This is a genomic window from Caldanaerobacter sp., assembly GCF_049701115.1.
Taxonomy (GTDB): domain Bacteria; phylum Bacillota; class Thermoanaerobacteria; order Thermoanaerobacterales; family Thermoanaerobacteraceae; genus Thermoanaerobacter.
Map to the genome: position 1 here is coordinate 121,566 of NZ_JBNATX010000002.1, position 25,226 is coordinate 146,791.

Here is a 25,226-nt window from a genome sequence, read left to right on the forward strand (position 1 = left end):
ACTCCTTAAACAATCAACGAGTTTGTGTTCCTTTCTTATTGCTCCTTAACAGTTCTATTTTGTTTGCTCCCCAGAATATGAATACAAGAGAAAGGGCAAGAATAATAAGACTCTTTGATTCGCTGGTAAAAGATATAAGTATGGCGCTCACACCAAGTATCAAGCTTACCCCATATAGGATAAAGACTACCTGCCTTTGGTTTAACCCTTTATCTAGAAGCCGGTGATGCAAATGCCCTCTATCCGCCTCCATAATGGGCTTTTTGTTTAAGATCCTCCTGATTATCGCAAAAAGAGTATCAAATATAGGCACACCTAACACTAAAACAGGCACCACAATAGCAATCGCCGTAGCGGACTTTATCGCTCCTTGTATCGAAATAGCCGAAAGCAAAAATCCCAAAAACATAGCACCGGTGTCACCCATAAAAATCTTGGCGGGATTAAAATTATACGGTAAAAATCCCAAGCTTGCCCCTGCGATCGCTATTGAGATAATAGCCGTCGCATACCTGCCATTCAAGAGAGAAATTATAAAAAGCGAGGTAGAAGATATAAAGGCGATTCCAGCTGCCAAACCATCCAAACCGTCAATCAAATTTATAGTGTTTGTTACTCCCACAACCCAAAGAAGAGTGAGAGAGATCGCCATCCAACTTTTAAGATAGATTACGCCATCACCAAAAGGGTTAGAGACCCAATCTATTCTGACACCACTCGATATGAGGATAAAAGCAGCGACAATCTGCCCTATAAGCTTTATTTTGGAATTTAAAGAATACTTATCATCCAACACGCCTAAAAAAACGATCGCCAAAGCACCCCATATTATACCCATCGTCTCATGAGACTTCGGTAAAAGGAGAAGTATACTAATCATAGTGCCCGCAAAAATAGCTAGTCCACCTAATCGCGGTATTGGCTTTGTATGTATACGCCTCTCATCCTTCGGAATGTCAATTGCTCCTATTACAAAAGCCAATTTTTGAGCTAATGGAGTAGTAAGAAATGCCACAACAAAAGCCAACAAGAAGGACAAAATATAAACTTTCATTTTTAAACACTCCTTTTCAAGGGCACCCCTTGTTCACCTTTACCATTAATTATTTTACCTTTTAAATCTTACTAATTCAATACCTGCCTCCCTTAAAAGTTGAAAAGCAAGTTCATCGGGGTACTCTTCTTCATAAACAATTCTTTTTACTCCCGCATTTATAAGCATTTTAGCACATATCACACAAGGGCTTGCGCTTACATAAAGAGTAGCACCTTTTGTACTCACTCCATGTAAAGCCGCCTGTATTATAGCATTTTGTTCCGCATGAACCCCTCTGCAAAGCTCAGGCCTTTCTCCCGGAGGTATACCCAGTTGTTCTCTAAGACAACCCGTTTCCTCACAATGGGGTAACCCCGTAGGAGGTCCATTGTAGCCTGTAGAAATTATGTGTTTGTCCACTACTAAAATAGCTCCTACCTGCCTTCTTATGCATGTGGACCTTGTCTTTACTACATCCACAATTTGCATAAAATATTCGTCCCAAGAGGGTCTCATTTCTATCCTCTCCTTACTTGGTCCCAAACAACCTATCTCCAGCGTCTCCTAATCCCGGAACAATGTAGCCGTGTTCATTAAGTCCCTGATCTATGCTAGCTACATAAATGGGTACCTCTGGGTGGTCTTTGTGGACTGCTCTTATGCCTTCAGGAGCAGCAATCAAGTTCACAAGCTTTATACTTTGAGCTCCCCTCTCTTTCAAAAAATGAATTGCAGCAGAAGCAGAACCTCCCGTCGCAAGCATAGGATCCACTACTATTAAGTCCCTTTCTGCAATATCAGAAGGAAGTTTGCAATAATATTCAACTGGTTTTAAGGTCTCGGGATCTCTATATATACCTATATGGCCTACTTTCGCAGTAGGTATTAACTTGAGCATCCCATCCGCCATAACCAACCCCGCTCTCAAAATGGGAATTATCCCTAACTTTTTACCTGCAATCACTTTTGTTCGAGCCACAGCTATAGGTGTCTTTACTTCTATCTCCTCCAAAGGCAGGTCTCGTGTTACCTCATAAGCCATTAACATTGCTATTTCTCCAACCAGCTCCCTAAATTCTTTTGAGCCGGTATTTTCGTCTCTTATTAAGCTTATCTTATGCTGTATAAGAGGATGGTCTATAACAAAAACATTCTCATACATAAAATAAAAACCTCCTATTTATCATTTCATGTATTTTTTCTCTATCTCGCTTATTTTTTCAATCCTCTTCTGATGCCGCCCTCCCTGGAAAGTAGCATTTAGCCATTCTTCTACCATCATTACTGCAAGCCCAGGTCCCGTAACTCTTCCGCCCATACAGAGGATATTTGCATTGTTATGCTCTTTCGCAGCTCTTGCTGAAAAAACATCCTCTACATGTGCAGCCCTGATCCCCGGCACTTTGTTTGCGGTAATCGACATACCTATACCGGTACCGCATACTAAAATTCCTTCCGTACACTCACCGGATGCGACTGCTTCTGCTACCTTAAGGGCATAATCAGGATAATCAACAGATTCCTCACTGAAGGTACCAAAATCCTTATAAGGTATCCCCTTTTCTTCTAAATACTTTTTTATAACCTCTTTAAGTGCATATCCTGCATGGTCGGAACCCAAAGCGATCATCTTCTTTACCATCCTTTCTTCAGAGAGTTTTTCAATCACTTTGTCTATCAAATCGGAAAGCTCCTTTGCCGTTTCTCTGTAGACCTCTATCGGCATGCCATAAGGGTCTTCTACATCTCCCTCTAATCCCACAAACTCTTTTATGGTGTAAATTTTGGAAGCATATTCCGGATATTGAGAAGCCAAAGTTCTCTTGTGCGAAGAAGCCATAGCAAGAATAAGATTTGCTTCTTTCAAATCTTTCTCCTTCAAGCTCTTTGACCTATGACTCGATATATCCAGACCGTAATCCCTTTTTAAGACTTCTATAGCCTCATCAGAAGGCGGAAAACCCTCAGGAGCAAATACTCCTGCCGAACTTGCTTTCCAATCCTTCCCTAATGCCTTTGCCTTAGCATTAAAAAGCCCTTCAGCCATAGGGCTTCTACAGGTATTCCCTGTACATACAAATAAAACCTTCATGTCAACTCCCCTCAGCCTCTATTTCTTTATAGCCAGCAGCCTTTTCTAACCTATTCATAATGGCAAGTCCAATTTCATCGTAGTCGAAACTCTCAGCAAATACGACATCTACTTCTCTTCTGTCGAATTCTCGCAGAACCTCAAACAAATTTTTTGCAATGCTTTCCGGTTTTTCTCTATCTCCAACGACAATAACTTCTCCTTCTTCATATTGTGTCGAAGTTTGCACTGTCGCCATTATACCAACTTTTTTGCCAATTTTCAATTGATTTTTTGCCAATTGCTTAATTTTTTTTACAACTTTATCAAGCGGACCTTTTACAATGTAAACCTCTGCCCTGGGAGAATAATGCTTGTATTTCATCCCTGGAGATTTAGGCTTTATATCCATGTCTGGCTTTTTTAAAAGAAAAGGGTCCAGCCTTACTTCTCCTAATACTTCTTGGAGCATGTTAAGCGTCACGGCTCCAGGCCTTAATATGACTGGGATTTCATCAGTAAGGTCTACCACAGTTGATTCCAAACCCACATCACACTTTCCACCATCTATTATGACATCCACTTTACCATAAAGGTCTTCAATAACATGGGAAGCATCCGTAGGACTAGGCCTTCCTGAGACATTGGCACTTGGAGCAGATATAGGTACTCCCGCTCTTTTTATGAGGAGATGAGCTATAGAATTTGAAGGCATTCTTATTGCAACAGTATCCATACCGGCAGTGTTTATATAAGGAACTTTAGAGGATTTCTTTAATACAATAGTCAAAGGCCCCGGCCAAAATTTTTGTACAAGTTTCTTGGCTTTTTCAGGAAACTCCACTGTAAGGTCGTAAACCTGATCTATAGAAGCTATGTGTAAAATTAAGGGATTATCTTGGGGCCTTCCCTTAGCAATGAAGATTCTTTTCACTGCTTCCTCATCAAAGGAATTCGCCCCTATTCCGTATACCGTTTCCGTCGGAAATGCCACAAGACCCCCTTTTTTTATGACTTCGGCTGCATAATCAATAAGCTCTATTTCTGGGTTATATCTATCAATCCTTATCACTTTTGTCATTAAAGGCACTCCTCACAAATTATTTACAAATATCTCGTTATTATTATACCACCTATGACCCCCAATATCATCCCCAAAACAGAAATTTTCCCTTTATAAATACTTCTGGCTTCGGGTATTATCTCACCACAGGTCACATAAAGCATAGCCCCTCCAGCCAAAGCAAGATCAAGTCCAATAAAGGTATCGGATATGCCGCCACTTAAAATACCTATAAAAGTACCGAAAACAGTCGGCAAACCTGTTAAAAATGTATACAGCAATACTTTGCAAGGGGAAACTCCTCCCGCAGAAAGAGGCACTGCTACCGCTATTCCTTCGGGGAAATCGTGTATCGCAATCACTAAAGCAATATCAATACCTAAAGAAGAAGAAACCATAAAACCGGACCCTACAGCAAGCCCTTCAGGAAAATTATGTAAAGCAATTGCAGCCCCAAGAAGCATTCCGCCTTTTATAAAACTTCTGTTGAATTTAGTGTTTTCTATATATTCGTCCATAAAAGAAATTACCAAGGCTCCAACGATAACCCCCATAATCCCTACAAAAATCCCGGATACCTCAAAAGCATGAGGCAAAAGGTCAAACATAACTACAGAAAGCATAAGACCTGCAACTAATCCCATTATTCCGCTAAAGAACCTGGGCTTTGGTTTTTTTAAAAAATAGGCAAAAACTCCTCCACATCCTGTCCCTATAACTCCTGCAAAAGCCCCCACTAGCATTATCTCCGAATTAGACATACAAACATCTCCTTTATTCTATAAAACAACACTCAATTTTACTTTATTAAGTCTCCTACAAAGTTATTACAAATAAAAAGTTCGCTCGACGGTAGGAGGACCATCGAGCGATCTAAAGTGTCCTCTATAGAGGACAGCTGGGGGGCTAATTTTTTAGTTTACTGCAATAAAGTATTTTTTATAAATTATACTTTATAAAATTAGTTTAGTCAAGTAGTACAAAAGAAATCAATTAAAAGCCATGGTCTTCAGCTTCTCAGCCTGGTCGTTCAAAATTAAGGCATCAATTATCTCATCTAACTCGCCATCTAAAACTTCCTGAAGTTTATAAAGAGTAAGCCCTATCCTGTGGTCTGTTACTCTTCCCTGTGGGAAATTATAAGTCCTTATTCTTTCGCTTCTTTCCCCTGTACCAACCTGTGACTTTCTAGCCTCAGCTATTTCTTTTTGCTGCTCTTTTAAAGCCATTTCATAAAGTTTTGCCCTCAAAATCTTCAAAGCCCTTTCCCTGTTTTGAATCTGAGACCTCTCATCTTGACAGGTAACTACTATCCCCGTAGGAATATGAGTAACTCTCACAGCTGAATCAGTAGTATTGACACTTTGGCCTCCATGCCCACTCGACCTAAATACATCTATTTTTATGTCGTTAGGGTTTATTTCTACATCGACTTCCTCCGCTTCTGGAAGAACCGCTACTGTAGCTGTAGAAGTGTGAATTCGACCTCCAGCTTCTGTCGTAGGGATCCTTTGCACCCTGTGAACACCACTCTCATACTTGAGCCTGCTGTAAGCTCCCTTACCCGAAATACTAAAAATTACCTCTTTAAAACCTCCAATATCCGTCTTATTTGCACTCATTATCTCAACTTTCCAGCCCTTTTTCTCTGCATACATAGTATACATTCTGAAAAGGTCAGCAGCAAAAAGCGCAGCTTCTTCCCCACCAGCACCGGCTCTTATCTCCATTATGACGTTTTTTTCATCATTAGGGTCCTTTGGCAACAGCAAAATTTTTATCTCTTCTTCAAGCTTCTCTTTTTTTTCTTCCAAATTTGAAAGCTCTTCCTCTGCCATCTCTTTGAGTTCCTCATCCTGTGAAGATAAAAGCTCTTCTGTAGCTTTTATTTCTTCTAGAACTTTTTTATACTCTCTGTATTTCAATACTATGTCCTCAATGGCCGCATGCTCTTTCACATATTTTCTCCATTCTTCGACATTGGAGATGACAGCAGGGTCACTTATCTTCTGACTGAGTTCTACATACCTATCCTCTATCGCCTGCAACTTCTCTATCATTATCTCACCTCAGAAAAAAATTATATCACATCCATAAAAAAGTGAAAACTAAAAGTTAACTCCCTTCGCCAATGAAGTTTTATTTATAATTTGTGTAATTACTTTAACCATAATATTCTCCTATTACTACCCTATCTATTCCAGCTAAATCTTTTGCTACCTGAATATTTTTAAACCCATTTTCAAGAAGAATTCCTTTCACTTCATCCCTTTGGTCATAACCTATCTCAAAGAAAATTTTACTACCCTTTTTCAAAAAAGGTCTGGCACCATAGGCAATTTCCCTGAAGAAAAAAAGCCCATCTTCTCCACCATCCAGAGCTAAAACAGGTTCTTTTTTAACTTCTTCCTGCAAAGATTCGATTTCACTCCTCTTGATATAAGGTGGATTAGAAACAATCACATCAAATTTCAAACTGTCAGGAACGTTCGAAAAAATATCACTTTTTAAAAACAGTATATTACCTACTCCAAATCTCTTCGCATTGTACATAGCAACCTCCAAAGCCTCTTCGCTTATATCTAAAGCATATACCTTGCATTCGGGAAAATGTTTGGCTATGCTAACAGCTATAGCTCCGCTTCCCGTTCCGATGTCTAATACTATGTCACCTTTTTTTATTCTCTTTAAAACCTCTTCTACCAGAATTTCTGTCTCAGGCCTTGGAATCAAAACTCTTTCATCCACATAAAATTCAAGCCCCATAAAATACTGCTTTTTCACAATATATTGATATGGAACACGAGCCTTTCTCTTTTCTATATATTCGAAAAATCGAACTATTTCCTGTTCATTCAAAGTCTCATCTCTTTTGATTGCAAGCCAAACTCTGTCAACTCCAAGAGCGTGAGAAAGCAAAAGTTCGGATTCAAGACGCGGGTTTTCACACACTCCTTCCAGTTCCCTTGCCCCTGAAGCTATTGCCTCATATACTCTCAAACTCTTTTCCTCCTTCGTCTTCAAGGACACTCTTCAAAGATGCAATCGCTACCTCTAACTGGCTATCATCTGGCTCTCTTGTAGTTATCTTCTGAAGAAGAAGACCAGGATATACAAAAAGAGATAGTATTTTATCATCGCTTTTACCAGCCAGTTTTATAACCTCATAGGAAATACCTGCTACTATCGGCAATAAGAGAACTCTGCTTGCTATCCTCACATAAAAAGAGGGCCACTTTAAAAAGGAAAAAACTATTATTGAAACTATCATGACTATAAAGAGAAAGTTGGTACCGCAGCGCGGATGTAAAGTGGTATATTTTCTGGCGTTTTCCACCGTCAATTCCTCTCCATGCTCAAGACAGTGGATAACCTTGTGTTCAGCACCGTGATATTCAAATATTCTTTTTATATCTTTCATCTGGGCAATGAATAAAAGGTATGCTATAAAAATCAGAACCCTAACAAGGCCTTCGACAAAATTTATCATTATAGCATTTTGTGTAAAAATTCTCGCATAATCTGCTACATATGTCGGTCCTACAAAGAATACAATGATCGACAAAACAAGAGAAACTATTATTGAAAAATACATCAACACATCTTCGAGTCTTTCACCGAAGATTTTTTTTAGAAAAATGTCAAATTTTGTTTCATAAGATTCACTGTCTTCAAAAACTTCTGCAGAGTAGGTCAGGCTTTTTATACCTATGACAAGGGAATCTAACAAAGCAAAAGTTCCTCTTATAAAAGGAAGAGAAAAGAATTTGTTTTTCCTGGTCAAAGGAACAGCATATTCTTTTTTTATTACTATATCTTCCCCTTTTCTTAAGGCTATGGCATAGCTTCTATGCCCCCTCATCATTACTCCTTCAATTACTGCTTGTCCGCCTATATCTGTTTTTTTCATCACTGCACCCCCATTTAGCTACTCCCGAGGAACTTCATGGCATTTTCTGCATCTCGCCTCGTAGGTCTCATGAGCACCTACCAGGATAATTGGGTCGTCATATTTAGCCGGTTTCCCGTTTATCAATCTTTGAGTTCTTGTCGCAGGATTGCCGCACTTAACACATATAGCAGTCAGCTTGTCTACAGATTCAGCAATAGCCATTATGTAAGGCGTAGGTCCAAAAGGTTCACCTCTAAAATCCATATCAAGTCCGGCACATATAACCCTTTTGCCCATATCGGCTATTTCCCTGACTACATCTACTAAAGATTGGTCAAAAAACTGTATTTCATCTATAGCCACTACCTGAGTATCTTCTTCCAAAAGTTTTAGTATTTCTGAGGAGTCTGCAACAGAAATAGCGCTTATACTGCTTCCGTTGTGAGATACTACCTTGTCAATAGAATACCTATCATCAATTGCCGGCTTAAACACTTGAACCTTTTGTTTTGCTATTTGAGCCCTCCTAATCCTCCTTATAAGCTCTTCACTTTTCCCACTGAACATCGGCCCTACTATGACTTCTATAAAACCATGATCAAGAGACCCGTATATCATAAAAACCACCCTTCTTTTAATGTCAAATTAAAAACAAAAGGTTAGAGTCTTTTTCACTCTAACCCCCAAATCATTTTTCCTCTAAATTAAACCTCTTTCTAAATCTCTCGACTCTTCCACCTGTATCCACAATCTTCTGTTGACCTGTGAAGAAAGGATGGCATTTTGAACATATTTCTACTCTAATCTCTTTCTTAGTAGAACCTGTTATAAAAGTATTTCCACAGGCACATTTCACAACAGCATCGTGATAATAGGTGGGATGTATACCTGGCTTCATATGTCTTCACCTCACTCAAGCACAAACTCATACGGTGAAATTATAACACAAGTTTCAGACAATATCAAGATTTATAAAACTGGGACCGTATCATATTCACAAACTCGGCATTTGACTTTGTCCTTATAAGCTTTTCAATAACCATCTCTGTAACTTCCTGTGGGGGTAAATTAGACATGGCCTTTCTCAAAATCCACATTGCCTCAAGCTCTTCTTGCGTGAGGAGTAATTCCTCTTTTCGAGTACCAGACTTATATATATCAATAGCAGGAAATATTCTCCTTTCTTGAAGCTTTCTATCTAGGTGCAATTCCATATTGCCCGTTCCTTTAAATTCTTCGAAAATAACCTCATCCATTCGGCTCCCCGTTTCAACTAAAGCCGTCGCCAGGATGGTTAGGCTCCCTCCTTCTTCAATATTCCTCGCTGCGCCAAAAAACCTTTTAGGTGGATGCAAAGCGGCAGGATCGATTCCTCCTGACAAAGTCCTACCCGATGGAGGTGTAACTAAGTTATAAGCTCTTGCCAGTCGTGTAATGCTGTCTAACAAAATCACCACATCTCTTTTATATTCCACCAACCTCTTAGCATGTTCCAAAACCATCTCTGCAACTTTAATATGGTGCTCCGGCAATTCATCGAAGGTAGAATACACCACTTCTCCTTTTATAGACCTTTTCATATCGGTCACTTCTTCAGGCCTTTCATCTATCAGCAACACTATCAAAACTACTTCGGGATGATTTTGAGAAATACTGTTAGCAATCTGTTTTAAAAGGGTGGTCTTGCCTGCCTTAGGAGGGGCTACAATCATACCTCTTTGTCCTTTCCCGATAGGAGCAATGAGGTCTACAAGCCTCATAGAAAATTCCCTAGGAGACGTCTCCAGTCTTAACTTTTGATTGGGGAAAATAGGAGTAAGGTCATCAAAAGGAATCCTTTTTTTAGCCTTTTCCGGATCTTCGTCGTTTATAGCCTCTACATACAAAATAGCAGAGTATTTTTCTCCTTCTCTAGGAATCCGTGTAATCCCTCTTACCTTATCGCCGACCTTTAATCCGAATCTTCTTATCTGGGATTGAGAAATATATATGTCTTTAGGACCTTGAGTGAAATTTTCTACTCTTAAAAAACCAAATCCGTCAGGCAGTATATCCAAAATACCTTCTGCTACAACATCCCCTTGAGTCTGTATAAGCTCTTTTAGCGGGTCAGAAAGCTCTTTTACTACGGGTAAATTCTCTTTCACGGGAACTTGTGGCGTTTTTACACCATCGTTACTATTGTAAAATGTAGAAGCATCCTTTCCCTCGGTCACCTTTACTTCATTCATTTTTAAACTTTCCTCGATTTGTGTATCTGTTTTTCTCTCATTTTCAATTTCTCTTTCTTTCAACTTTTCAATGATTTTCTCTTTAAGTTGCTGTTTTCTATACTTCGTAATGCTTTTAATCCCCAATTCTTTTGCAATTTCCCTCAGTACCATTAAACCTAAATTTTCCAGATTGTTAATATCAATCTCCAAAAGCGCACCTCCCAAGATATAAATTTAAAAAATTCGCCTTCCAAAACTTGGGGATAACTGAGAACGGAAACTTCACGAAGAAACAAAAAAGCTGAGAAATGAAGACGTATAATCTTCTTTTATTTTATTGTTATTTTCTCAACATGTCAAGCACTTTTTTAGCGAATATATTGATATTTTTAACAGTTTATAAAAATTTTATACAATCAAATTAAAAAGCGGGAATTAAATCCCGCTTACAGTGTGTTGACAAAGTCCTTCTTTATTTAAGTGGCATTTTGTGTTAATGCTCCAGAGTTGCAAAGCGACTAAACTAAGGCTCACTTTTCGGGCTCCGGCGGGGTGCCGGCCAATTCGCCCTTCTGGCTCAGATGGCCGCTCGCTTTGCTCGCCCCGCCTTCGCTCCTCAAGTTCGCCAAGTTTAGTTACCGCTTTGGCAACAAGTCGCATTTACACACAAAATGCCACTTCTTTATTTTGTCAACAATCTGAAAGCGGGAATTAAATCCCGCTTACGCTCTCCCAGAAGATCCAAATAAAATCATCTTCTTCTTTATAACTTCCTTCATAGCATCTTTGCAAGGCCCCAGGATTTTTCTCGGGTCATAAACCTCCTTATCCTCTTCAAGAAGACTTCTTAACCTTCCTGCAAAGGCCTGCCTTATATCCGTATCTATATTTATCTTGTTAATTCCTAGACTTACCGCTCTTTTTATGGCTTCTTCCGGAACCCCTGAAGCTCCGTGTAAAACCAAAGGTATGTTCAAAAGCTCTTTTATCCTTTTAAGCCTGTCAAAATCCAGTTTTGGCTCACCTTTGTAAGGTCCATGGGCTGTACCAATAGCTATCGCTAAATAATCAACCCCTGTTTCTCTGACAAACTGCAACGCCTCTTCTGGATCAGTCATCAACGCCTCTTTTTCATCCACAGTTATGTGGTCTTCTGTACCGCCAATTTTCCCTATCTCAGCTTCTACCGAAACCCCCATACTGTGAGCAATCTCGACAATTGCTTTTGTCCTTTTTATATTTTCTTCTAGAGGAAATTTAGAAGCATCAATCATAACAGAAGTCCAGCCGTTTCTCAAACATTTCATTATGGTAGCAAAATCTGTACCATGGTCCAGGTGAAGAGCGATAGGTATCGAAGCTTTTTCAGCCAACGTCCTTACAATGGCTGAGATTGTCTCTATTCCGGCATATTTAAGCCCTGATTCGCTCACTTGGATTATTACAGGAGATCTAGTTTCCTCTGCAGCTTCCACAATAGCTTGGGTAATCTCCAAATTACTGGTATTAAAAGCCCCAACTGCATATCCTTCCTTGTGAGCTCTTTCGAGTATTTCAATCCCTGTAACCAGCATTTCCCACAACTCCTTTAGCTTATAAAAGTATTTATACCGCCATCTCTTGTTTTAAACTTTCATATACTAATTTTTTTAACTCAAGTATATCAAAGGGTTTGGAAATAAAAGATAAGTTGATTAAAGGTTGCTCTGGTTCGTCAGCGGACATAATTATCACTTTCATATTAGGGTAAAATTTTTTTATCTTGTTTATAATTTTTATCATGTCTTTTGACATAGTTAGATCAAATATTCCTACATCAGGCGCAAAATTCTCGATCTCCTGCATAAAATGAGAGACATCCGTGTAACTCCTTACTTCGTGCCCCTCCATCCTAAAAATCTCTTCTATTAAGTTGCAAACTCCCCTATTATCATCTAATACTAAAATCTTACTCATATTTGTCACCTTTAAAATCCTTTTTAAAAGCACGCACACGATTAATAATATTCTACACAAAAATTAATATTCCTCTTTCAATTTGAAAATTTCTTATCACATTTTTATAATACCATAAAAATCAACAAATTTCTATAAAATATTGCAAAAACTTATACTATAAATTTAACTCGAGTTTTTCTTTTCATTTTATCACAAAATGACTTGCAATTCAATTTTAACATATTCTTGGAAGTAATTCTCCAATAGGTCTATCTACAATGCGAGAAGTTCCGTATACAGTCTCGATTGTCACAAGATTTGTATCAGTAACTTCTCCTATTATTTCAGCTTCCCTCCCATACTCATGAGACCTCATGATTTCCAAAGCTTCTTCAGCATAATCTCTTTCTACGATAGCCACCAGTTTACCTTCATTAGCCAGATGTAAAAAATCAATACCCATGAACTCACAAGCAGACCTCACGCTTTCTTTTACAGGAAGCTTTTCCTCATATATTTTTATACCTACTTTGCTCATCTTGGAAATTTCATATAAAACCTCCGCAACCCCGCCCCTGGTTGGGTCTCTTAGGACTTTTACAGCCTTCCCCAATGTCATAAGCTTTTCAACAAGGCCATTTAAAGGAGCAACATCGGATAAAATAGAACTATCAAACTGAAGACCTTCTCTAGCGTTCATTATTGCCATGCCGTGGTCACCTATAGTTCCTGAAATTAAAACTATATCTCCCGGACGGGCATTTTTTATAGATACATCTGCTCCTTCATAAAGCATTCCTACTCCTGAAGTATTTATAAACACTCCATCTATGCTTCCCTTTTCAACTACCTTCGTATCTCCTGCCACAATATTGACCCCGGCTTCTTTAGCTGTCTCTCCCATAGACTTTACAATTTTTTTTAAATCATCTAAAGGAAACCCTTCTTCTATTATGAAAGCAGCAGTTAAAAAGAGAGGTTTTGCTCCTCTCATAGAAGCGTCATTTACAGTTCCACATATCGCAAGTCTCCCTATGTCCCCCCCAGGGAAAAAAAGGGGCTTTACTGTGAAGCTGTCAGTCGTAAATGTAAGATTACCAAAAACAAGAGCCGCATCTTCCATCGCTCTTATATACTCATTATCAAAGGCTTCAAGGAACACCTCTTCTATTAGTTTTTCCATCATCGTTCCCCCGCCACCGTGGGGCAAAAGTATTTTATCCATCCCATTCACCTCTTAAGCACCATACTTGTAAAAAGCTGCACAAGACCCCTCTGAGGAAACCATGCACGGGCCTACAGGATTATCTGGAGTACAGACTCTACCAAAAAGAGGACATTCATTTGGGTATATATGACCTTTTAGCACATCTCCACACCTACATCCTTTTATTTCGATTTCATCTCCTATAGGTTTTATATCAAACTTCAAAGCCGCATCAAAATCCCTGTACTTATCTCTTATCCTAAGACCCGATCCTTTTATCTCTCCCAGCCCTCTCCACGTACTATCACAAGGCTCAAAGATCTCGTCGATGAGCTTTTGTGCCTCTACATTTCCTTCTTTTTTTACAACCCTTTTATACTGAATTTCTATCACCGGATTTTTGTAATTTTTAAGGAGCATTATTATGCTCATCAAGATATCTTCTGCTTCAAACCCAGACACTACCCCTCCTACTCCAAATTCCCTGGGCAAAAACTCATATATCAAGCTTCCTGTAATCGCACTGACATGCCCTGGTAAGATAAAACCGTGAATATTAGAGCCCCCTAACATGAGCGCTTTCAAAGCCTCTGGCATCGTCTTGTGAAGAGAATATACGCTATAGTTTTTGATATTTCTCTCTTTTGCTTCTTTTATCGTTAAAGCAACGGTAGGAACCGTCGTTTCAAAACCTATTCCTATAAAAACAACCTCTTTTTCTGGATTATTCTCTGCATACCTCAAGGCATCTAAGGGAGAATAAAATACCCTTACCTCTTTTCCCTTAGCTCGTTCTTTCTGTAAAGAAGATTTGTTGCCGGGAACTCTTATCAAATCACCAAAAGTGGCTATTACTACCCCTTTATTTGAAAGGTCTATCACAGCATCTATTTCATTCTGCGCCGTAACACATACAGGACATCCAGGACCGGATATAAGCCTTATATTCTCCGGCAAAATCTGCCTTAATCCAAATTTTGATATGGCCATTGTATGAGAACCACATACTTCCATTATGTTAAAAGGAACTTTAGGATTTAACTTTTCAATAATTTTTTTTGCCTTTTCAACCATTTCCTTCTGCTGCATCGTTTAAAACCTCCATAAGCTCATTCCATAACTCTCTTTGCGCCTCTGCCTCTTCCTTGTCCACTATGCTTATAGCAACACCTGCATGTACCATAACATAATCTCCCACTTTAACTTCGGGAACCATTTCAATAGAAACTCTTCTTATAACTCCTCCCAGCTCTGTTTCTGCAATTTTGCCTTCAATTTTTAAAACTTTTGACGGAACTGCAATACACACTCTCTATCCCTCCAGTATTTTATTAGCAATAATAGCTTGTCCCAGTGAAAGCCCTCCATCATTACAGGGAATTTTGCTGTTGGAATACACTTCAAAGCCAGATAGCGAAAGTTTTTCCATAAGTTTCCCAAGAAGGTATCTGTTTTGAAAGCTTCCACCGCTCAATACTACTTTATTTATTCCCGTTTCTCTTTTTGCAAGATTGACCAAGTCATGAGTAAATTTCACAACGGTGTTGTGAAATTTTGTGGATATAAGCCTTTTATCCAAATCTTTAGCATAGTCCTCGTAAATCTGCCTCAAAACAAGTTCGGGATCTATTACATACCCATCCTCTTTTAAAATTTCATAATAGTAATACTCTTCATTTTGGATAATCAAGCTTTCAAGCTCCATCGCAGCTTGCCCTTCAAACAAAACTTCTTCCCTTAAGCCAATAAGTGCCGCCACTGCATCAAAAAATCTACCCATGCTGGACACATAGGCAGTATTTATTTTTTTATCTATCTGCTTCAAAATTATGTCAAACTCTCTGGGGTCAACTTTTTCGACAAAATCCTTGTAAAAATTCATGTTGTCGAAAATAAATCCTAAAGCTGCCCTGTATATCTTCTTTATTGCCAGTTCATTCCCAGGAAGCGGCTTGTACTTTAAGTGGGCAAACCTCTCAAAATCCTTTAAATCACATACTAAAATTTCTGCTCCCCATATATTTCCATCGGTACCGTAGCCTGTACCATCATAGGCTACGCCAATTACTTTTTCATCTAACCCGTACTCTGCCATGCAACTTGCAATATGAGCATGGTGGTGCTGAACTTCAACCCTATAAAGCCCGAGGGATTGGGCGTATTGTGTTGACAAATATCCTTTGTGCATATCATGAGCTACAACTTCAGGTTCTATTCTAAAAAGCTTTTTATATCTTTCTATCTGCTCAAGATAATAATTAAAAGCCTTCTCATTGTCCAGATCTCCAATGTGATGGCTTATAAAAGCATAATGTCCCTTTGTCATGCAAAAAGTGTTTTTATAGAAACCCCCAGCAGCTAGAATACTGGTTTTTGTTTCTTTCTTTAGAAGAATGGGTTGGGGAGCATACCCTCTAGCCCTTCTTATTATTCTTTCTGCACCCGCATTAAACGAAGTAACAGAATCGTCTATTCTGTTCACTATGTCTCTATTGTTCAAAAGAAACACATCGGCAATCCCTTTTAGCTTTTCTAAAGCTTCTTCGTTATCCTTACATATAGGTTCTTCACTTACGTTTCCACTGGTCATCACTATAGGAAAATCGATCTCCTCCATTAAGAGGTAGTGAATAGGAGCATACGGAAGCATAACACCTAAAGTATCTACGCCATCTGCTATACCTTTCGCAAGATTTTCACCTTTTTTCTTTAAAAGCACAATAGGTCTTCTCTGGCTCAAAAGGAGTTTCTCTTCTGCTGAAGAAACTATACAGTATTTCTTGACTTCCTCGATATCCCTCATCATGAGAGCAAAGGGCTTACCATACCTTTTCTTTCGCTCTCTTAAAGTAGCAACAGCCTTGTCATCCAGTGCATTAACTGCCAGATGAAAGCCGCCAATTCCCTTGATCGCAACAATTTTGCCCTCTCTTAAAGCTTTTGCAACGCATTTTATCTCATCATCGAAGCATTTTTCCCCAACAAAAGAAAGCGTAGGACCGCACTCAAAACACGCAACAGGTTGGGCATGAAACCTCCGGTCATGAGGGTCATGATATTCCCTACTGCACTTCTCACACATAGGAAAAACTTTCATGGAAGTTCTCGACCTATCATAAGGAATATCTTCAACTATAGAAAACCTCGGTCCACAATTGGTACAGTTTATAAAAGGATACCTATACCTTCTATCTTTCGGGTCTTTTAGTTCTTTTAAGCAGTCCTCACATACTCCCATGTCAGGAGAGATAGGAACAAAACCTTCGTCTTCTTTGCTTTCCAGAATCTTAAAGGTTTTATATCCCTTCACATTTTTTCTCTTAACCTTTATCTCGTCAATAACAGCAAGAGAAGGCGGATTTTCCTTTATCTCTTTTATAAAAGCTTCTATATCCTCTTCTTTCCCTTCTACTTCAATGTAAAGACCGGAGGAATTGTTATAAACTATCCCTCTTAAATTGTATTTTTGGGCAATATTAAAGACAAAAGGGCGAAAACCTACGCCCTGTACAATACCAAATATATTTATTTCCCTTGCCTGAATTTGTGATACTCTTCTTCTAACCATTTTGCAAATTCACCAAATCCTTCCCCTGTCCTCGCTGATACCTCAAAGATAGGAGCATCTTGATTTAATGCTCTCACACCATCATAGAAAAATTTTCTATCGAATTCAAAGTAGGGAAGCATATCAATCTTATTAAGCACCACAGCCTTTGCTTTGCTGAAAAGAGCTGGATATTTGTACGGCTTATCATCCCCTTCTGGAACATTGGCCATGGCAAGTTTAAAATCTTCCCCTAATTCAAAAGCAGAAGGGCATATTAAATTCCCAACATTTTCGATAAAAACTATGCCATTGTCAAAGTTTAAAGCTTGAAGAGCTTTATTAACTGATGCCGCGTTTAAGTGGCAAGCTCCTCCCGTATTTATCTGTACAACGGGAATATTCCTTTCAGCCATTTTTCTTGCATCGATGTCTGATGTAACATCCCCTTCGATTACTGCACAAGGAACTTTTATATGCTCTATTGCTTTTATTATAAAGCTGGTCTTACCCGCACCTGGTGAACCTATTAAATTTACCATTAAAATATTTCTCTCGTCCTTAATAGCCTTATTTTCAGAAGCTATATTTTTATTTGTCTCCAAAACATCTCTTATTATTACTATTTCCTCCATAGCTACTCCACCTCTATACTTTCAATGTAAAATTCTTTCCCCCTTTTATCTACCAGTACTCCCTGTCCTCCACATACCGGACACTTAAAGGTGAAATTAGACCTTTCAAAAATGTTACCGCACTCGGTACACTTGAACTGAGCCCTTACTATCTTAAAATCCAACTCAGCACCTTCTGCAACAGTGTTCTCTGTAAGTATATCAAAATAAAACTTGACACTTTCACTTTCTATGCCAGTCAGTTCTCCTATTACGACTGTGACTTTTGTGACCCTTTTTACATTTCTTTTTTCTGCTTCTTCTACAAGCATGTCAACCAAACCCTGAGTCACAGACAGCTCATGCACTTTATATTCCTTCCTTCTCCTCTTTTTCAGATGAAGTTTTCATCTCTTTTTTCTGAACTATTACATATTTTTCGTGAGCAATAGGCCTGTATTCCTTTAGCATGACTAACGACTTAGTGGGGCAAGCATCCACACAAGCCCCACAAACTATGCAAGCGAAGGGCTCAAACTTCCATGTACCGTTCTTCCTGTCTACTTCTATGCAATTAGAAGGACACACTCTCTGGCATATACCACAAAGAATGCACTTTTCTATGTCGTTTTCTATATGTCCTCTTGTCCCTTCAAAAGGTTCCCTTTTCTCAAAGGGGTACTTTCTTGTAGCAGGCTTATGGGTCAGATTATACACCACATTTTTTAACATGGAAAGCATTCTTCTTCCCTACCTTTCTGTACAGCTGATACATGGGTCGATAGTCAAAACTAAAACAGGCACATCTGCCAAAGTACAGCCTGGTAGCATGTGCAAAAGCGGAGCCAAATTCGCGAAAGTGGGGGTCCTTATTCTCAATCTATCCAGATACTTGCCTCCATTTGATTTAATATAGTAAAACACTTCTCCCCTAGGCTGTTCAGCCCTTTCTATAACCTCTCCCGCCGGTAAATTTGGCTTTACTTTAACGCTTATTTCCCCTTCCGGCATCTTGCTTATAGCCTGCCTCACAAGGTCAATAGACTGGAACATCTCTCTTAACCTGACAAGAGTCCTTGCATAGGTATCGCCATCCTTTTCAACAACTGGCTCAAAGTCCAGATACTTATAAGCAGCATACCCCAAGGTTCTAGTATCTATTGCAACACCACTTCCCCTAAGGGTAGGGCCTACTGCGCCTAACATATAAGCTTCTTCTTTTGAAAGAACGCCTATCCCAACAGTCCTCTTTTTCAAAGTGTAGTTATCTCTTACTATCTTTTCAATCTCTTTTAGCCCTTCCTCTACCTCTTTAAGCTGGGCAAGCACCCATTTGGCCTGCTCACTGTCAATGTCTCTTCTCACACCGCCTACAATATTGACAGAAATCACAACTCTATTGCCAGCCGTAGCCTCCAATATGTCCATTACTTTTTCCCTTATTCTCCAGGAAAGCATGAATAAATTCTCGAAGCCAAAGGCGTCCGCTAAAAGCCCAAACCATAAAAGGTGGCTGTGAATTCTGTGGATTTCAGCCCAAATAACCCTCAAAAACTTGGCCCTTTCAGGAACATCGATGCCAATCAACTTTTCAACAGCTTGACAGTAAGTCTCTCCATGTATGGCACTGCAAATACCGCATATGTGGTCAACCACATACACCATTTGATTGAAATCTCTTTTCTTTACAAGAAGTTCAAGCCCTCTGTGGACATATCCAAAAGCAGGATACGCTTCTACTACTTTTTCATCTTCCACTATCAATCTAAGATGTATAGGCTCCGGCAAAACAGGATGCTGTGGCCCAAAAGGTATTGTGCTCTTCTCACTCATTCTTATCACCTTTGTCCCTTCTCATAATTTCTATACTAGCTTGAGGAGATATTGGAGCAAATTCTCCCAAAAACAAAAGCCCCTGAAAATCTAAAGCCAAATTCTTAAACCTCAAGCCAAACATCTCATGTATCTCATTTTCAACTGGTATTGCGGCAAAGTACACTTTTGAAATACTTGGCACCTCTTCTTCAGGAGAAACATAGGTATGAAAACTGTCAAGTTCACTGTCTTTCTCAAAAGTGTAAATTATCCTGAACTTCCCATCTTCCTCAAGACATGTCTCCGTAACAAACCTATAACCATTGTCATAATAATATTTTGCCTCTTTTTCAACATCTTCTAACTTTACTTCCCTTGTCCTAATCATTTTAACACCTCTTCAGCCTTACCCATTTTTTTGTATTTTTCTTTTAAAATTTCCGTAGCCTTATAAAGACCATCTATTATGGCTTCTGGCTTAGCCGGACAGCCAGGCACATAAACGTCGACCGGGATTACTTTGTCAACCCCTCCTAAAACATTGTAAGTGTCTCTAAAAACTCCTCCTGTCGCCGCACAAACCCCAACTGCTACTACCACTTTAGGCTCTGGCATTTGCTCATATATGTTTTTTAGCACATCTTTATTCCTTGTGTTTACAGAACCAGTAACAACTAAAATATCTGCATGTTTAGGATTGCCCACATTAACCATCCCGAATCTCTCCATATCGTAGAGTGGAGTCATGCAGGCCAGAATTTCAATGTCACAGCCGTTGCAGCTGCTGGCATTGTAGTGTAAAACCCATGGAGATTTTTTGAAAGATTTCTCTATAAATTCCTTTAAACCCATACCAATCATCTCCTAAAATAGATATAAGCTATATTTGCAATAGTAAAGAGTATCGTTATGCTCCAGCTGAAAGCTAGCATCCACTTTACCGTCATTCTAGCAGTAATATTATCGAGTACTATGTCTAAGAAGTAGGTTAGTAAAGCTATTAAAGCACCTATAAGCAAGTTTTCAGACCATAATATAGCTATCATCATGAGTATAAGGACCATCTCGTACCAATCGGCAATGTGTATTAGCGCAAGATAAGGTCCCGAATAATCCGTTAGAATACCTCTTACCAGCTCTTGATGAGCATGTTCTGATGTCGAAAGGTCAAAAGGAGATTTTTTAAGCTTTATTGTCAAAACAAGAGCTAAAAGTATAAACATAAAAGGTACATCCAAAAGGAGTCTGCCATGCTCCATTATCTTGCCTATGTTAAAACTTCCTGTCGCATTATACAATACTATGACAAAAAGTATAAGCATAGGCTCATACGCTAACATCTGCATAAGCTCCCTTTGAGCTCCTACTTGACTGTAAGGCGATTTTGTAGAAAGAGCTCCTGCTATATAAAACACTAAACCTGCCGACATCACAAACAAAATCATCAAGAGATCTGCCTTTATCACAAAAAGTCCTACTGATAACATTGCCGTTAAAAGATACATGTATGCAGAGAAAACCTGGAAATTATTTACGAGTATTTTCTGTTTGTACAACAGTTTAATTATATCGTAAAAAGGCTGCCATATGGGAGGCCCATATCTTCCCTGTATAAAGGCAGTGAGTTTTCTGTCGATACCGCTTAAAAAACCGCCTACTATGGGAGTCAAAATTAAAGCTATGATGAATATAATCACGTCTTTAATCATAAAACAGCACCTCCCAGAATAACCGCAATCAAAACAACAGACACGTAGTTGAAGTATTTTGTCAGATCTTTTTCAGTAGCAAAACTGGTCAAATAGTAATTTTTAACATCATAGCTCTTCTCTTCTAAATAGTTGAGTCCTGCATTGTAAGGTGTCACTTTTACAACCTCTCTATAGGACTTGCTTAAAGACATCAATCCAAGGATTACACCCAAAATTATTGTCAAGAAAATCGGGTAGACCATGAAACCGCCAAAGGAAGTATACAAAGTCCCCTTTGCAGCCTTAAGCGCCACATCCATCTTCATATTCACGATCTGGGGCATCACCAGCATGTTATAAAGGCTTCCAATCATAAGGCTCAAAAACACTGCTAAACCTGCCAGACCATAAAGTGATATTCCCACTGGCGCTTCCATTTTTTCCTGTTCTTTCTTTGTAAAGTAGGTACCTGAAAGGATATTACCTATCCACCGAGTATAGTAAAGCACCGTAAGAGCACTTCCTATAGCTAATATAATCGAGATGGCTATACTGCCTGCGGCTACTTCTAAAATGAGCCACTTTGACACAAGCATTCCAAAGGGGGCCGCCATAAGAGTCAGTATACCCACAAAAGTTATAGAAGTAGTAACTGGCATTTTATTTATCAAACCTTTCATATCTTCTATGTCTCTGCTTCCGATATGTTGCTCAATAGTTCCAACGCTCAAGAAAAGGAGTGCTTTGGATATAGCGTGGAATATGAGCAAAAGTATCGCCGCAGCAATAGCACTGGAAGTATTTATTCCTATGCTAGCAATCATAAGCCCCAAATTAGAAATTGTAGAATATGCCAAAATCCTTTTTGCATTGCTCTGACTCACCGCCAAAAATGCTGTGGCTAAAAAGGTAAAAGCTCCGTATAAAGCTATAAAATCGCTGAGCAATGTCCCTTTGAAAAGTGGTGAAAATCTGAGTAAAACATATATACCCGCCTTAACCATCGTACTAGAATGCAAAAGAGCAGACACAGGCGTAGGTGCCACCATCGCCCCTAAAAGCCAACTTTGGAAAGGCATCTGTGCTGACTTTGTAAATGCCGCAAAAGCTATGAAAAACATGGGGAGAAGTATATAAGTTGCCTCCTTGATTTTTAAAACCTCTGCCAGGGATATGGTACCGTAGTCTGCGTATATCAACATTATCCCTAAAAGCAGTGCAAATCCACCCATCATATTTATCCACAAAGCTCTTGCCGCATTTCTGATGGCTTCTTCAGTTTGGTCATGCCCTATGAGCAAGAAGGAAGAAAGTGTGGTAACTTCCCAGAAGAAGTACATCCACATCAGGTTATTTGAAAATACAAGTCCGTTCATTGCTCCTAAAAATACCAGTATTATCGCAAAAAATCTAGGCTGTCTAGTAGGAGATACGTGAAGGTGTTCCTCATGGTGGTCCATATAACTAAAAGCATAAAGCGCAATCAATGAACCCACAATTGAAATAATCAAGTTCATTATGATGGCTAACTCGTCAACAAAAAACATCTCCATCTCGTGTTCTTTTAACATAAAAAACTCAAAATAAATGAGGGGTACAAGCTGTAATACCGCAAAAAACGTGGCTTTCCATTCCTTGATTTTGAAGGAAATGTAGATCACATAAAGCAAAAGAACAAAATCCGCTATCTTAATAGCCACGTCCAGCATTTCATAATATCTCGGCACGGTAAACATGTCTGGAACTTTCAGCATTCCCAACATCATAAGGGAGGATAAAACGATTACAGTTAAGACTACAGCAATAAAACCTTTTCTGAGAATAGATTGTCTCAAAAAGAGTACCACTATTCCAGCCACAATAGGAAACAAAATGCTCAATAAAAGCAGACTCGAATGCATACAAACACCTCACCTATTCTTACACATTGTATACAAGCTTCTAATTAATTGATAAACCTTCTACAATGATTATAAAGTTTTAAAACCATGAAGTCAATAATAAAAAGAATTTTTATCACAAAATAATTGTTATTATTTTAACAAACTCTTGTAAAAATGAGGCTATTTGTGAAGAAATAGCTCACCTCATGCTGAAACCTCTTCTAAAACTCCTTTTCTACTTAAAATTTCCCTCAATTTATCTCCCGAAATTGTCTCTTCTCTCTTTAAAATTTCGGCTACTTCTTTAAGTTTTTCAATATTTTCTTTCAAAATTTTTGTCACCTCTTCCTCTAAATCTTTGACAATCCTATTGATTTCATCGCTTACTTTTTCTTTCGATATATCCTCCTTACTCACAACTCCTAGGTTAGAAAGCCCTGTAAACACGATTTTTTTTGCAATATCCACCGCCTGTTCGAAATCATTAGCAGATCCTGTACTTCTTCCTCCCAAAAGCAATACCTCAGCCACCGTACCACCTAATGCCACCATTATATTCTTTTCAAGCTCTTCCTTTGTATATATAAGCAGATCATCCTTTTCTTTTTGCCTGACAAAACCAAGGGCCCTACCTCTTGGAACAATGGTCACCACGGCGACGGAACCGGGATTTATTTTCTCGCCTACTATAGCATGCCCCGCTTCATGCACCGCAATCCTGTAAATTTCTTCTTCAGAAGGCTTTCTATCAATCCTTTCACCCAATATTACTTTATCTATCGCTTCTTTAAAATGCCTCTGAGATATAAAGGAAGATCCTTCTCTCAAAGCAAGTATAGCAGCTTCATTACATAAATTTTCTAAATGGGCCCCTGAAAATCCAAAAGTACTTTCTGCGATCTCCTCCAAATTGACATCTTCTCCTAATGGTTTATTTTTCGTATGGATTTTCAAAATTTGAAGCCTACCGTTTTTATCAGGCAGATCCACCAACACCTGTCTGTCAAAACGCCCGGGCCTTAAAAGCGCAGGGTCCAGAAGGTCTGGTCTATTAGTGGCTCCTATGACAAGTATATTGACCTCTTCCTCTTCCTTTATTCCATCCATCTCAACTAAAAGCTGGTTTAAAGTCTGGTCATACTCATGGTGACTCTCATGAGCACCTCTTTTTGTCCCCAAAATGTCGATTTCGTCAATAAAAATTATGGCGCTGTTTTTCCCTTCTTTTTTGGCTAAATTCCTCGCCCTTTCGAAAAGATGTCTCACCCTTTGGGCTCCAACTCCTGCATACATCTCTATAAATTCGCTTCCGGAAGTGGCTATAAAACTGGAATTAGTGTACTTCGCAGCAGCTTTAGCAAGCAATGTTTTCCCTGTGCCTGGAGGTCCAACGAGCAATATCCCCTTTATAGGGCGTATCCCCATTTGAGCGATTTTTTCTCTGTTTACAACAAAATCCAAAGCCTCCTTCAGTTCAGAAATGGCTGTATTCTGGCCTCCGATATCCTCAAATGAAACTTCGGAACTTGGGTTTATAATGCTTTTACCAGTTTTATAAAACCCTTTATTTTCCATGATGTAGCTCAAAAGCAAGAAGGCACCTATCAAAAATACAACCGGCGCCACATTGATACCTAAAAGAGCAGCGAAAATCGTAAAAGCAATAGCTATCCCCAGCAAAATCTCTTTTACCATAGCATTTCCCCCTTCAGTCATAAAAAAGTTACCTTGGTATTACCTTATAAAGATAATGAATACCATCTCTCAAATCAATGTAAATACCATATTGATCTATATAGACACGAGAAACTATCCCCGTTCTAATCGAGAGATCATTAACAAAATTTTGTAACTTAAGGTAATCTCCCTTTTGAAGAGCTTCATATACTGCAAATTGAAGGTCATAGTAAACATTATTAAGCTTTTCATTAGGATTGTCAAGAATAAAAAAATTTATCTTAACAGGGTACTTTTGTACTGCCTCCTGTATTTCTTTGTAGGTTTGCATCAAATTTTCGACCCTATCCAATCTAATTTTGACATCGTAAGCCTTATCGCCGGCAGTAATTGTTACATCTTTAACAAATTTTATTGACTTTAAATCCTTTGCAATCTTTTCAGGAATCAGCTTATGTTGATACGTTTGAAAACCTATAAACAATCCTCCAAAAACCACTGCAAAGGTCAATATTACAACATGCCATTTTATCCCTCTCAACAACCGTCTCACTCCTCTGAAGATATATTTGTATTATA

The 25,226-nt window shown here is 38.8% G+C and carries 28 protein-coding genes and 1 pseudogene; all 29 read right to left on the bottom strand.

What is annotated here, in order from left to right; all coding sequences use genetic code 11:
- Window positions 1-13: 13 nt before the first annotated feature.
- The 29 genes and pseudogenes from ACPLVE_RS01915 to ACPLVE_RS02055 all read right to left on the bottom strand — a co-directional run bounded on the left by ACPLVE_RS01915 (window position 14) and on the right by ACPLVE_RS02055 (window position 25,200).
- Window positions 14-1,054, bottom strand: a complete 1,041-nt coding sequence (locus ACPLVE_RS01915) for an MraY family glycosyltransferase (RefSeq protein ID WP_424609331.1) — start codon at window positions 1,052-1,054, stop codon at window positions 14-16.
- A gap of 54 nt (window positions 1,055-1,108) precedes the next feature.
- Window positions 1,109-1,552, bottom strand: coding sequence for a deoxycytidylate deaminase (locus tag ACPLVE_RS01920; RefSeq protein ID WP_424609332.1), 444 nt, complete (start codon window positions 1,550-1,552; stop codon window positions 1,109-1,111).
- A gap of 13 nt (window positions 1,553-1,565) precedes the next feature.
- Window positions 1,566-2,198 (bottom strand): uracil phosphoribosyltransferase, encoded by a 633-nt coding sequence (upp, locus tag ACPLVE_RS01925; RefSeq protein WP_424609334.1) that lies wholly within the window; start codon window positions 2,196-2,198, stop codon window positions 1,566-1,568.
- A 21-nt stretch (window positions 2,199-2,219) separates the two neighbouring features.
- Window positions 2,220-2,666, bottom strand: coding sequence for a ribose 5-phosphate isomerase B (gene rpiB / locus ACPLVE_RS01930; RefSeq protein ID WP_424609445.1), 447 nt, complete (start codon window positions 2,664-2,666; stop codon window positions 2,220-2,222).
- 57 nt (window positions 2,667-2,723) lie between these two features.
- Window positions 2,724-3,128 (bottom strand): annotated as a pseudogene (locus ACPLVE_RS01935) (low molecular weight protein arginine phosphatase); the annotation flags it as partial.
- Between the two features lies 1 nt (window position 3,129).
- Window positions 3,130-4,188: an L-threonylcarbamoyladenylate synthase gene (locus tag ACPLVE_RS01940; protein ID WP_424609336.1), complete on the bottom strand. Its 1,059-nt coding sequence runs from the start codon at window positions 4,186-4,188 to the stop codon at window positions 3,130-3,132.
- A gap of 23 nt (window positions 4,189-4,211) precedes the next feature.
- The gene (locus tag ACPLVE_RS01945) at window positions 4,212-4,931 is read right to left on the bottom strand and encodes a ZIP family metal transporter (protein WP_424609338.1); all 720 of its coding nucleotides are present in this window, start codon (window positions 4,929-4,931) and stop codon (window positions 4,212-4,214) included.
- 228 nt (window positions 4,932-5,159) lie between these two features.
- Window positions 5,160-6,230 carry a peptide chain release factor 1 gene (gene prfA, locus ACPLVE_RS01950; RefSeq protein WP_424609340.1) on the bottom strand — a complete coding sequence of 357 codons (1,071 nt, stop codon included), beginning with the start codon at window positions 6,228-6,230 and terminating at the stop codon, window positions 5,160-5,162.
- Between the two features lie 103 nt (window positions 6,231-6,333).
- Window positions 6,334-7,170 (bottom strand): peptide chain release factor N(5)-glutamine methyltransferase, encoded by an 837-nt coding sequence (gene prmC / locus ACPLVE_RS01955; RefSeq protein ID WP_424609342.1) that lies wholly within the window; start codon window positions 7,168-7,170, stop codon window positions 6,334-6,336.
- Complete coding sequence (locus ACPLVE_RS01960; protein WP_424609344.1) at window positions 7,157-8,080, bottom strand: DUF1385 domain-containing protein; 924 nt, start codon at window positions 8,078-8,080, stop codon at window positions 7,157-7,159. The genes prmC and ACPLVE_RS01960 overlap by 14 nt, the downstream gene beginning before the upstream one ends.
- 18 nt (window positions 8,081-8,098) lie before the next feature.
- Window positions 8,099-8,677, bottom strand: a complete 579-nt coding sequence (locus ACPLVE_RS01965; RefSeq protein ID WP_424609446.1) for a thymidine kinase — start codon at window positions 8,675-8,677, stop codon at window positions 8,099-8,101.
- 73 nt (window positions 8,678-8,750) lie between these two features.
- Window positions 8,751-8,960, bottom strand: a complete 210-nt coding sequence (rpmE, locus tag ACPLVE_RS01970; RefSeq protein WP_011024645.1) for a 50S ribosomal protein L31 — start codon at window positions 8,958-8,960, stop codon at window positions 8,751-8,753.
- A 64-nt stretch (window positions 8,961-9,024) separates the two neighbouring features.
- The gene (gene rho / locus ACPLVE_RS01975; protein WP_424609346.1) at window positions 9,025-10,485 is read right to left on the bottom strand and encodes a transcription termination factor Rho; all 1,461 of its coding nucleotides are present in this window, start codon (window positions 10,483-10,485) and stop codon (window positions 9,025-9,027) included.
- A 512-nt stretch (window positions 10,486-10,997) separates the two neighbouring features.
- The gene (locus ACPLVE_RS01980; protein ID WP_424609347.1) at window positions 10,998-11,849 is read right to left on the bottom strand and encodes a class II fructose-1,6-bisphosphate aldolase; all 852 of its coding nucleotides are present in this window, start codon (window positions 11,847-11,849) and stop codon (window positions 10,998-11,000) included.
- A 31-nt stretch (window positions 11,850-11,880) separates the two neighbouring features.
- On the bottom strand, window positions 11,881-12,231 hold the full coding sequence (locus ACPLVE_RS01985) for a response regulator (protein ID WP_424609349.1): 351 nt from the start codon (window positions 12,229-12,231) through the stop codon (window positions 11,881-11,883).
- 217 nt (window positions 12,232-12,448) lie between these two features.
- Window positions 12,449-13,438, bottom strand: coding sequence for a hydrogenase expression/formation protein HypE (gene hypE / locus ACPLVE_RS01990; protein ID WP_424609350.1), 990 nt, complete (start codon window positions 13,436-13,438; stop codon window positions 12,449-12,451).
- Window positions 13,439-13,450: 12 nt separating this feature from the next.
- Window positions 13,451-14,509 (bottom strand): hydrogenase formation protein HypD, encoded by a 1,059-nt coding sequence (hypD, locus tag ACPLVE_RS01995; protein ID WP_424609352.1) that lies wholly within the window; start codon window positions 14,507-14,509, stop codon window positions 13,451-13,453.
- Window positions 14,487-14,729, bottom strand: a complete 243-nt coding sequence (locus ACPLVE_RS02000) for a HypC/HybG/HupF family hydrogenase formation chaperone (RefSeq protein WP_424609354.1) — start codon at window positions 14,727-14,729, stop codon at window positions 14,487-14,489. Before ACPLVE_RS02000 ends, hypD begins: the two co-directional genes overlap by 23 nt.
- Before the next feature lie 3 nt (window positions 14,730-14,732).
- Window positions 14,733-16,988: a carbamoyltransferase HypF gene (gene hypF / locus ACPLVE_RS02005; RefSeq protein ID WP_424609356.1), complete on the bottom strand. Its 2,256-nt coding sequence runs from the start codon at window positions 16,986-16,988 to the stop codon at window positions 14,733-14,735.
- Window positions 16,946-17,602, bottom strand: a complete 657-nt coding sequence (hypB, locus tag ACPLVE_RS02010) for a hydrogenase nickel incorporation protein HypB (protein WP_424609358.1) — start codon at window positions 17,600-17,602, stop codon at window positions 16,946-16,948. Before hypB ends, hypF begins: the two co-directional genes overlap by 43 nt.
- Before the next feature lie 2 nt (window positions 17,603-17,604).
- A complete protein-coding gene (hypA, locus tag ACPLVE_RS02015; protein ID WP_424609360.1) occupies window positions 17,605-17,949 on the bottom strand; it encodes a hydrogenase maturation nickel metallochaperone HypA in 345 nt (114 codons plus the stop codon).
- Between the two features lies 1 nt (window position 17,950).
- Window positions 17,951-18,322, bottom strand: a complete 372-nt coding sequence (locus tag ACPLVE_RS02020; RefSeq protein ID WP_424609362.1) for a 4Fe-4S binding protein — start codon at window positions 18,320-18,322, stop codon at window positions 17,951-17,953.
- 9 nt (window positions 18,323-18,331) lie between these two features.
- On the bottom strand, window positions 18,332-19,414 hold the full coding sequence (locus ACPLVE_RS02025) for a nickel-dependent hydrogenase large subunit (protein WP_424609448.1): 1,083 nt from the start codon (window positions 19,412-19,414) through the stop codon (window positions 18,332-18,334).
- Window positions 19,407-19,784: an NADH-quinone oxidoreductase subunit C gene (locus tag ACPLVE_RS02030; protein WP_424609363.1), complete on the bottom strand. Its 378-nt coding sequence runs from the start codon at window positions 19,782-19,784 to the stop codon at window positions 19,407-19,409. Before ACPLVE_RS02030 ends, ACPLVE_RS02025 begins: the two co-directional genes overlap by 8 nt.
- Window positions 19,781-20,248: an NADH-quinone oxidoreductase subunit B family protein gene (locus ACPLVE_RS02035; protein ID WP_424609365.1), complete on the bottom strand. Its 468-nt coding sequence runs from the start codon at window positions 20,246-20,248 to the stop codon at window positions 19,781-19,783. The genes ACPLVE_RS02030 and ACPLVE_RS02035 overlap by 4 nt, the downstream gene beginning before the upstream one ends.
- Before the next feature lie 5 nt (window positions 20,249-20,253).
- Window positions 20,254-21,105 carry a respiratory chain complex I subunit 1 family protein gene (locus ACPLVE_RS02040; RefSeq protein ID WP_424609367.1) on the bottom strand — a complete coding sequence of 284 codons (852 nt, stop codon included), beginning with the start codon at window positions 21,103-21,105 and terminating at the stop codon, window positions 20,254-20,256.
- Window positions 21,102-22,988 carry an NADH-quinone oxidoreductase subunit L gene (locus ACPLVE_RS02045; protein ID WP_424609368.1) on the bottom strand — a complete coding sequence of 629 codons (1,887 nt, stop codon included), beginning with the start codon at window positions 22,986-22,988 and terminating at the stop codon, window positions 21,102-21,104. Before ACPLVE_RS02045 ends, ACPLVE_RS02040 begins: the two co-directional genes overlap by 4 nt.
- 186 nt (window positions 22,989-23,174) lie before the next feature.
- Window positions 23,175-24,665 carry an ATP-dependent metallopeptidase FtsH/Yme1/Tma family protein gene (locus tag ACPLVE_RS02050; protein ID WP_424609370.1) on the bottom strand — a complete coding sequence of 497 codons (1,491 nt, stop codon included), beginning with the start codon at window positions 24,663-24,665 and terminating at the stop codon, window positions 23,175-23,177.
- Between the two features lie 28 nt (window positions 24,666-24,693).
- Window positions 24,694-25,200 (bottom strand): hypothetical protein, encoded by a 507-nt coding sequence (locus ACPLVE_RS02055; protein WP_424609372.1) that lies wholly within the window; start codon window positions 25,198-25,200, stop codon window positions 24,694-24,696.
- Window positions 25,201-25,226: the final 26 nt, after the last annotated feature.

What these genes read in the sequence shown, in the direction of transcription:
- ACPLVE_RS01915 (WP_424609331.1), bottom strand. Translation starts at nt 1,054, where the DNA reads ATGAAAGTTTATATTTTGTCCTTCTTGTTGGCTTTTGTTGTGGCATTT.
- ACPLVE_RS01920 (WP_424609332.1), bottom strand. Translation starts at nt 1,552, where the DNA reads ATGAGACCCTCTTGGGACGAATATTTTATGCAAATTGTGGATGTAGTA.
- upp (WP_424609334.1), bottom strand. Translation starts at nt 2,198, where the DNA reads ATGTATGAGAATGTTTTTGTTATAGACCATCCTCTTATACAGCATAAG.
- rpiB (WP_424609445.1), bottom strand. Translation starts at nt 2,666, where the DNA reads ATGATCGCTTTGGGTTCCGACCATGCAGGATATGCACTTAAAGAGGTT.
- ACPLVE_RS01940 (WP_424609336.1), bottom strand. Translation starts at nt 4,188, where the DNA reads ATGACAAAAGTGATAAGGATTGATAGATATAACCCAGAAATAGAGCTT.
- ACPLVE_RS01945 (WP_424609338.1), bottom strand. Translation starts at nt 4,931, where the DNA reads ATGTCTAATTCGGAGATAATGCTAGTGGGGGCTTTTGCAGGAGTTATA.
- prfA (WP_424609340.1), bottom strand. Translation starts at nt 6,230, where the DNA reads ATGATAGAGAAGTTGCAGGCGATAGAGGATAGGTATGTAGAACTCAGT.
- ACPLVE_RS01960 (WP_424609344.1), bottom strand. Translation starts at nt 8,080, where the DNA reads ATGAAAAAAACAGATATAGGCGGACAAGCAGTAATTGAAGGAGTAATG.
- rpmE (WP_011024645.1), bottom strand. Translation starts at nt 8,960, where the DNA reads ATGAAGCCAGGTATACATCCCACCTATTATCACGATGCTGTTGTGAAA.
- ACPLVE_RS01980 (WP_424609347.1), bottom strand. Translation starts at nt 11,849, where the DNA reads ATGCTGGTTACAGGGATTGAAATACTCGAAAGAGCTCACAAGGAAGGA.
- ACPLVE_RS01985 (WP_424609349.1), bottom strand. Translation starts at nt 12,231, where the DNA reads ATGAGTAAGATTTTAGTATTAGATGATAATAGGGGAGTTTGCAACTTA.
- hypE (WP_424609350.1), bottom strand. Translation starts at nt 13,438, where the DNA reads ATGGATAAAATACTTTTGCCCCACGGTGGCGGGGGAACGATGATGGAA.
- hypD (WP_424609352.1), bottom strand. Translation starts at nt 14,509, where the DNA reads ATGCAGCAGAAGGAAATGGTTGAAAAGGCAAAAAAAATTATTGAAAAG.
- hypF (WP_424609356.1), bottom strand. Translation starts at nt 16,988, where the DNA reads ATGGTTAGAAGAAGAGTATCACAAATTCAGGCAAGGGAAATAAATATA.
- hypB (WP_424609358.1), bottom strand. Translation starts at nt 17,602, where the DNA reads ATGGAGGAAATAGTAATAATAAGAGATGTTTTGGAGACAAATAAAAAT.
- ACPLVE_RS02020 (WP_424609362.1), bottom strand. Translation starts at nt 18,322, where the DNA reads ATGCTTTCCATGTTAAAAAATGTGGTGTATAATCTGACCCATAAGCCT.
- ACPLVE_RS02025 (WP_424609448.1), bottom strand. Translation starts at nt 19,414, where the DNA reads ATGAGTGAGAAGAGCACAATACCTTTTGGGCCACAGCATCCTGTTTTG.
- ACPLVE_RS02030 (WP_424609363.1), bottom strand. Translation starts at nt 19,784, where the DNA reads ATGATTAGGACAAGGGAAGTAAAGTTAGAAGATGTTGAAAAAGAGGCA.
- ACPLVE_RS02035 (WP_424609365.1), bottom strand. Translation starts at nt 20,248, where the DNA reads ATGGGTTTAAAGGAATTTATAGAGAAATCTTTCAAAAAATCTCCATGG.
- ACPLVE_RS02040 (WP_424609367.1), bottom strand. Translation starts at nt 21,105, where the DNA reads ATGATTAAAGACGTGATTATATTCATCATAGCTTTAATTTTGACTCCC.
- ACPLVE_RS02045 (WP_424609368.1), bottom strand. Translation starts at nt 22,988, where the DNA reads ATGCATTCGAGTCTGCTTTTATTGAGCATTTTGTTTCCTATTGTGGCT.
- ACPLVE_RS02050 (WP_424609370.1), bottom strand. Translation starts at nt 24,665, where the DNA reads ATGGTAAAAGAGATTTTGCTGGGGATAGCTATTGCTTTTACGATTTTC.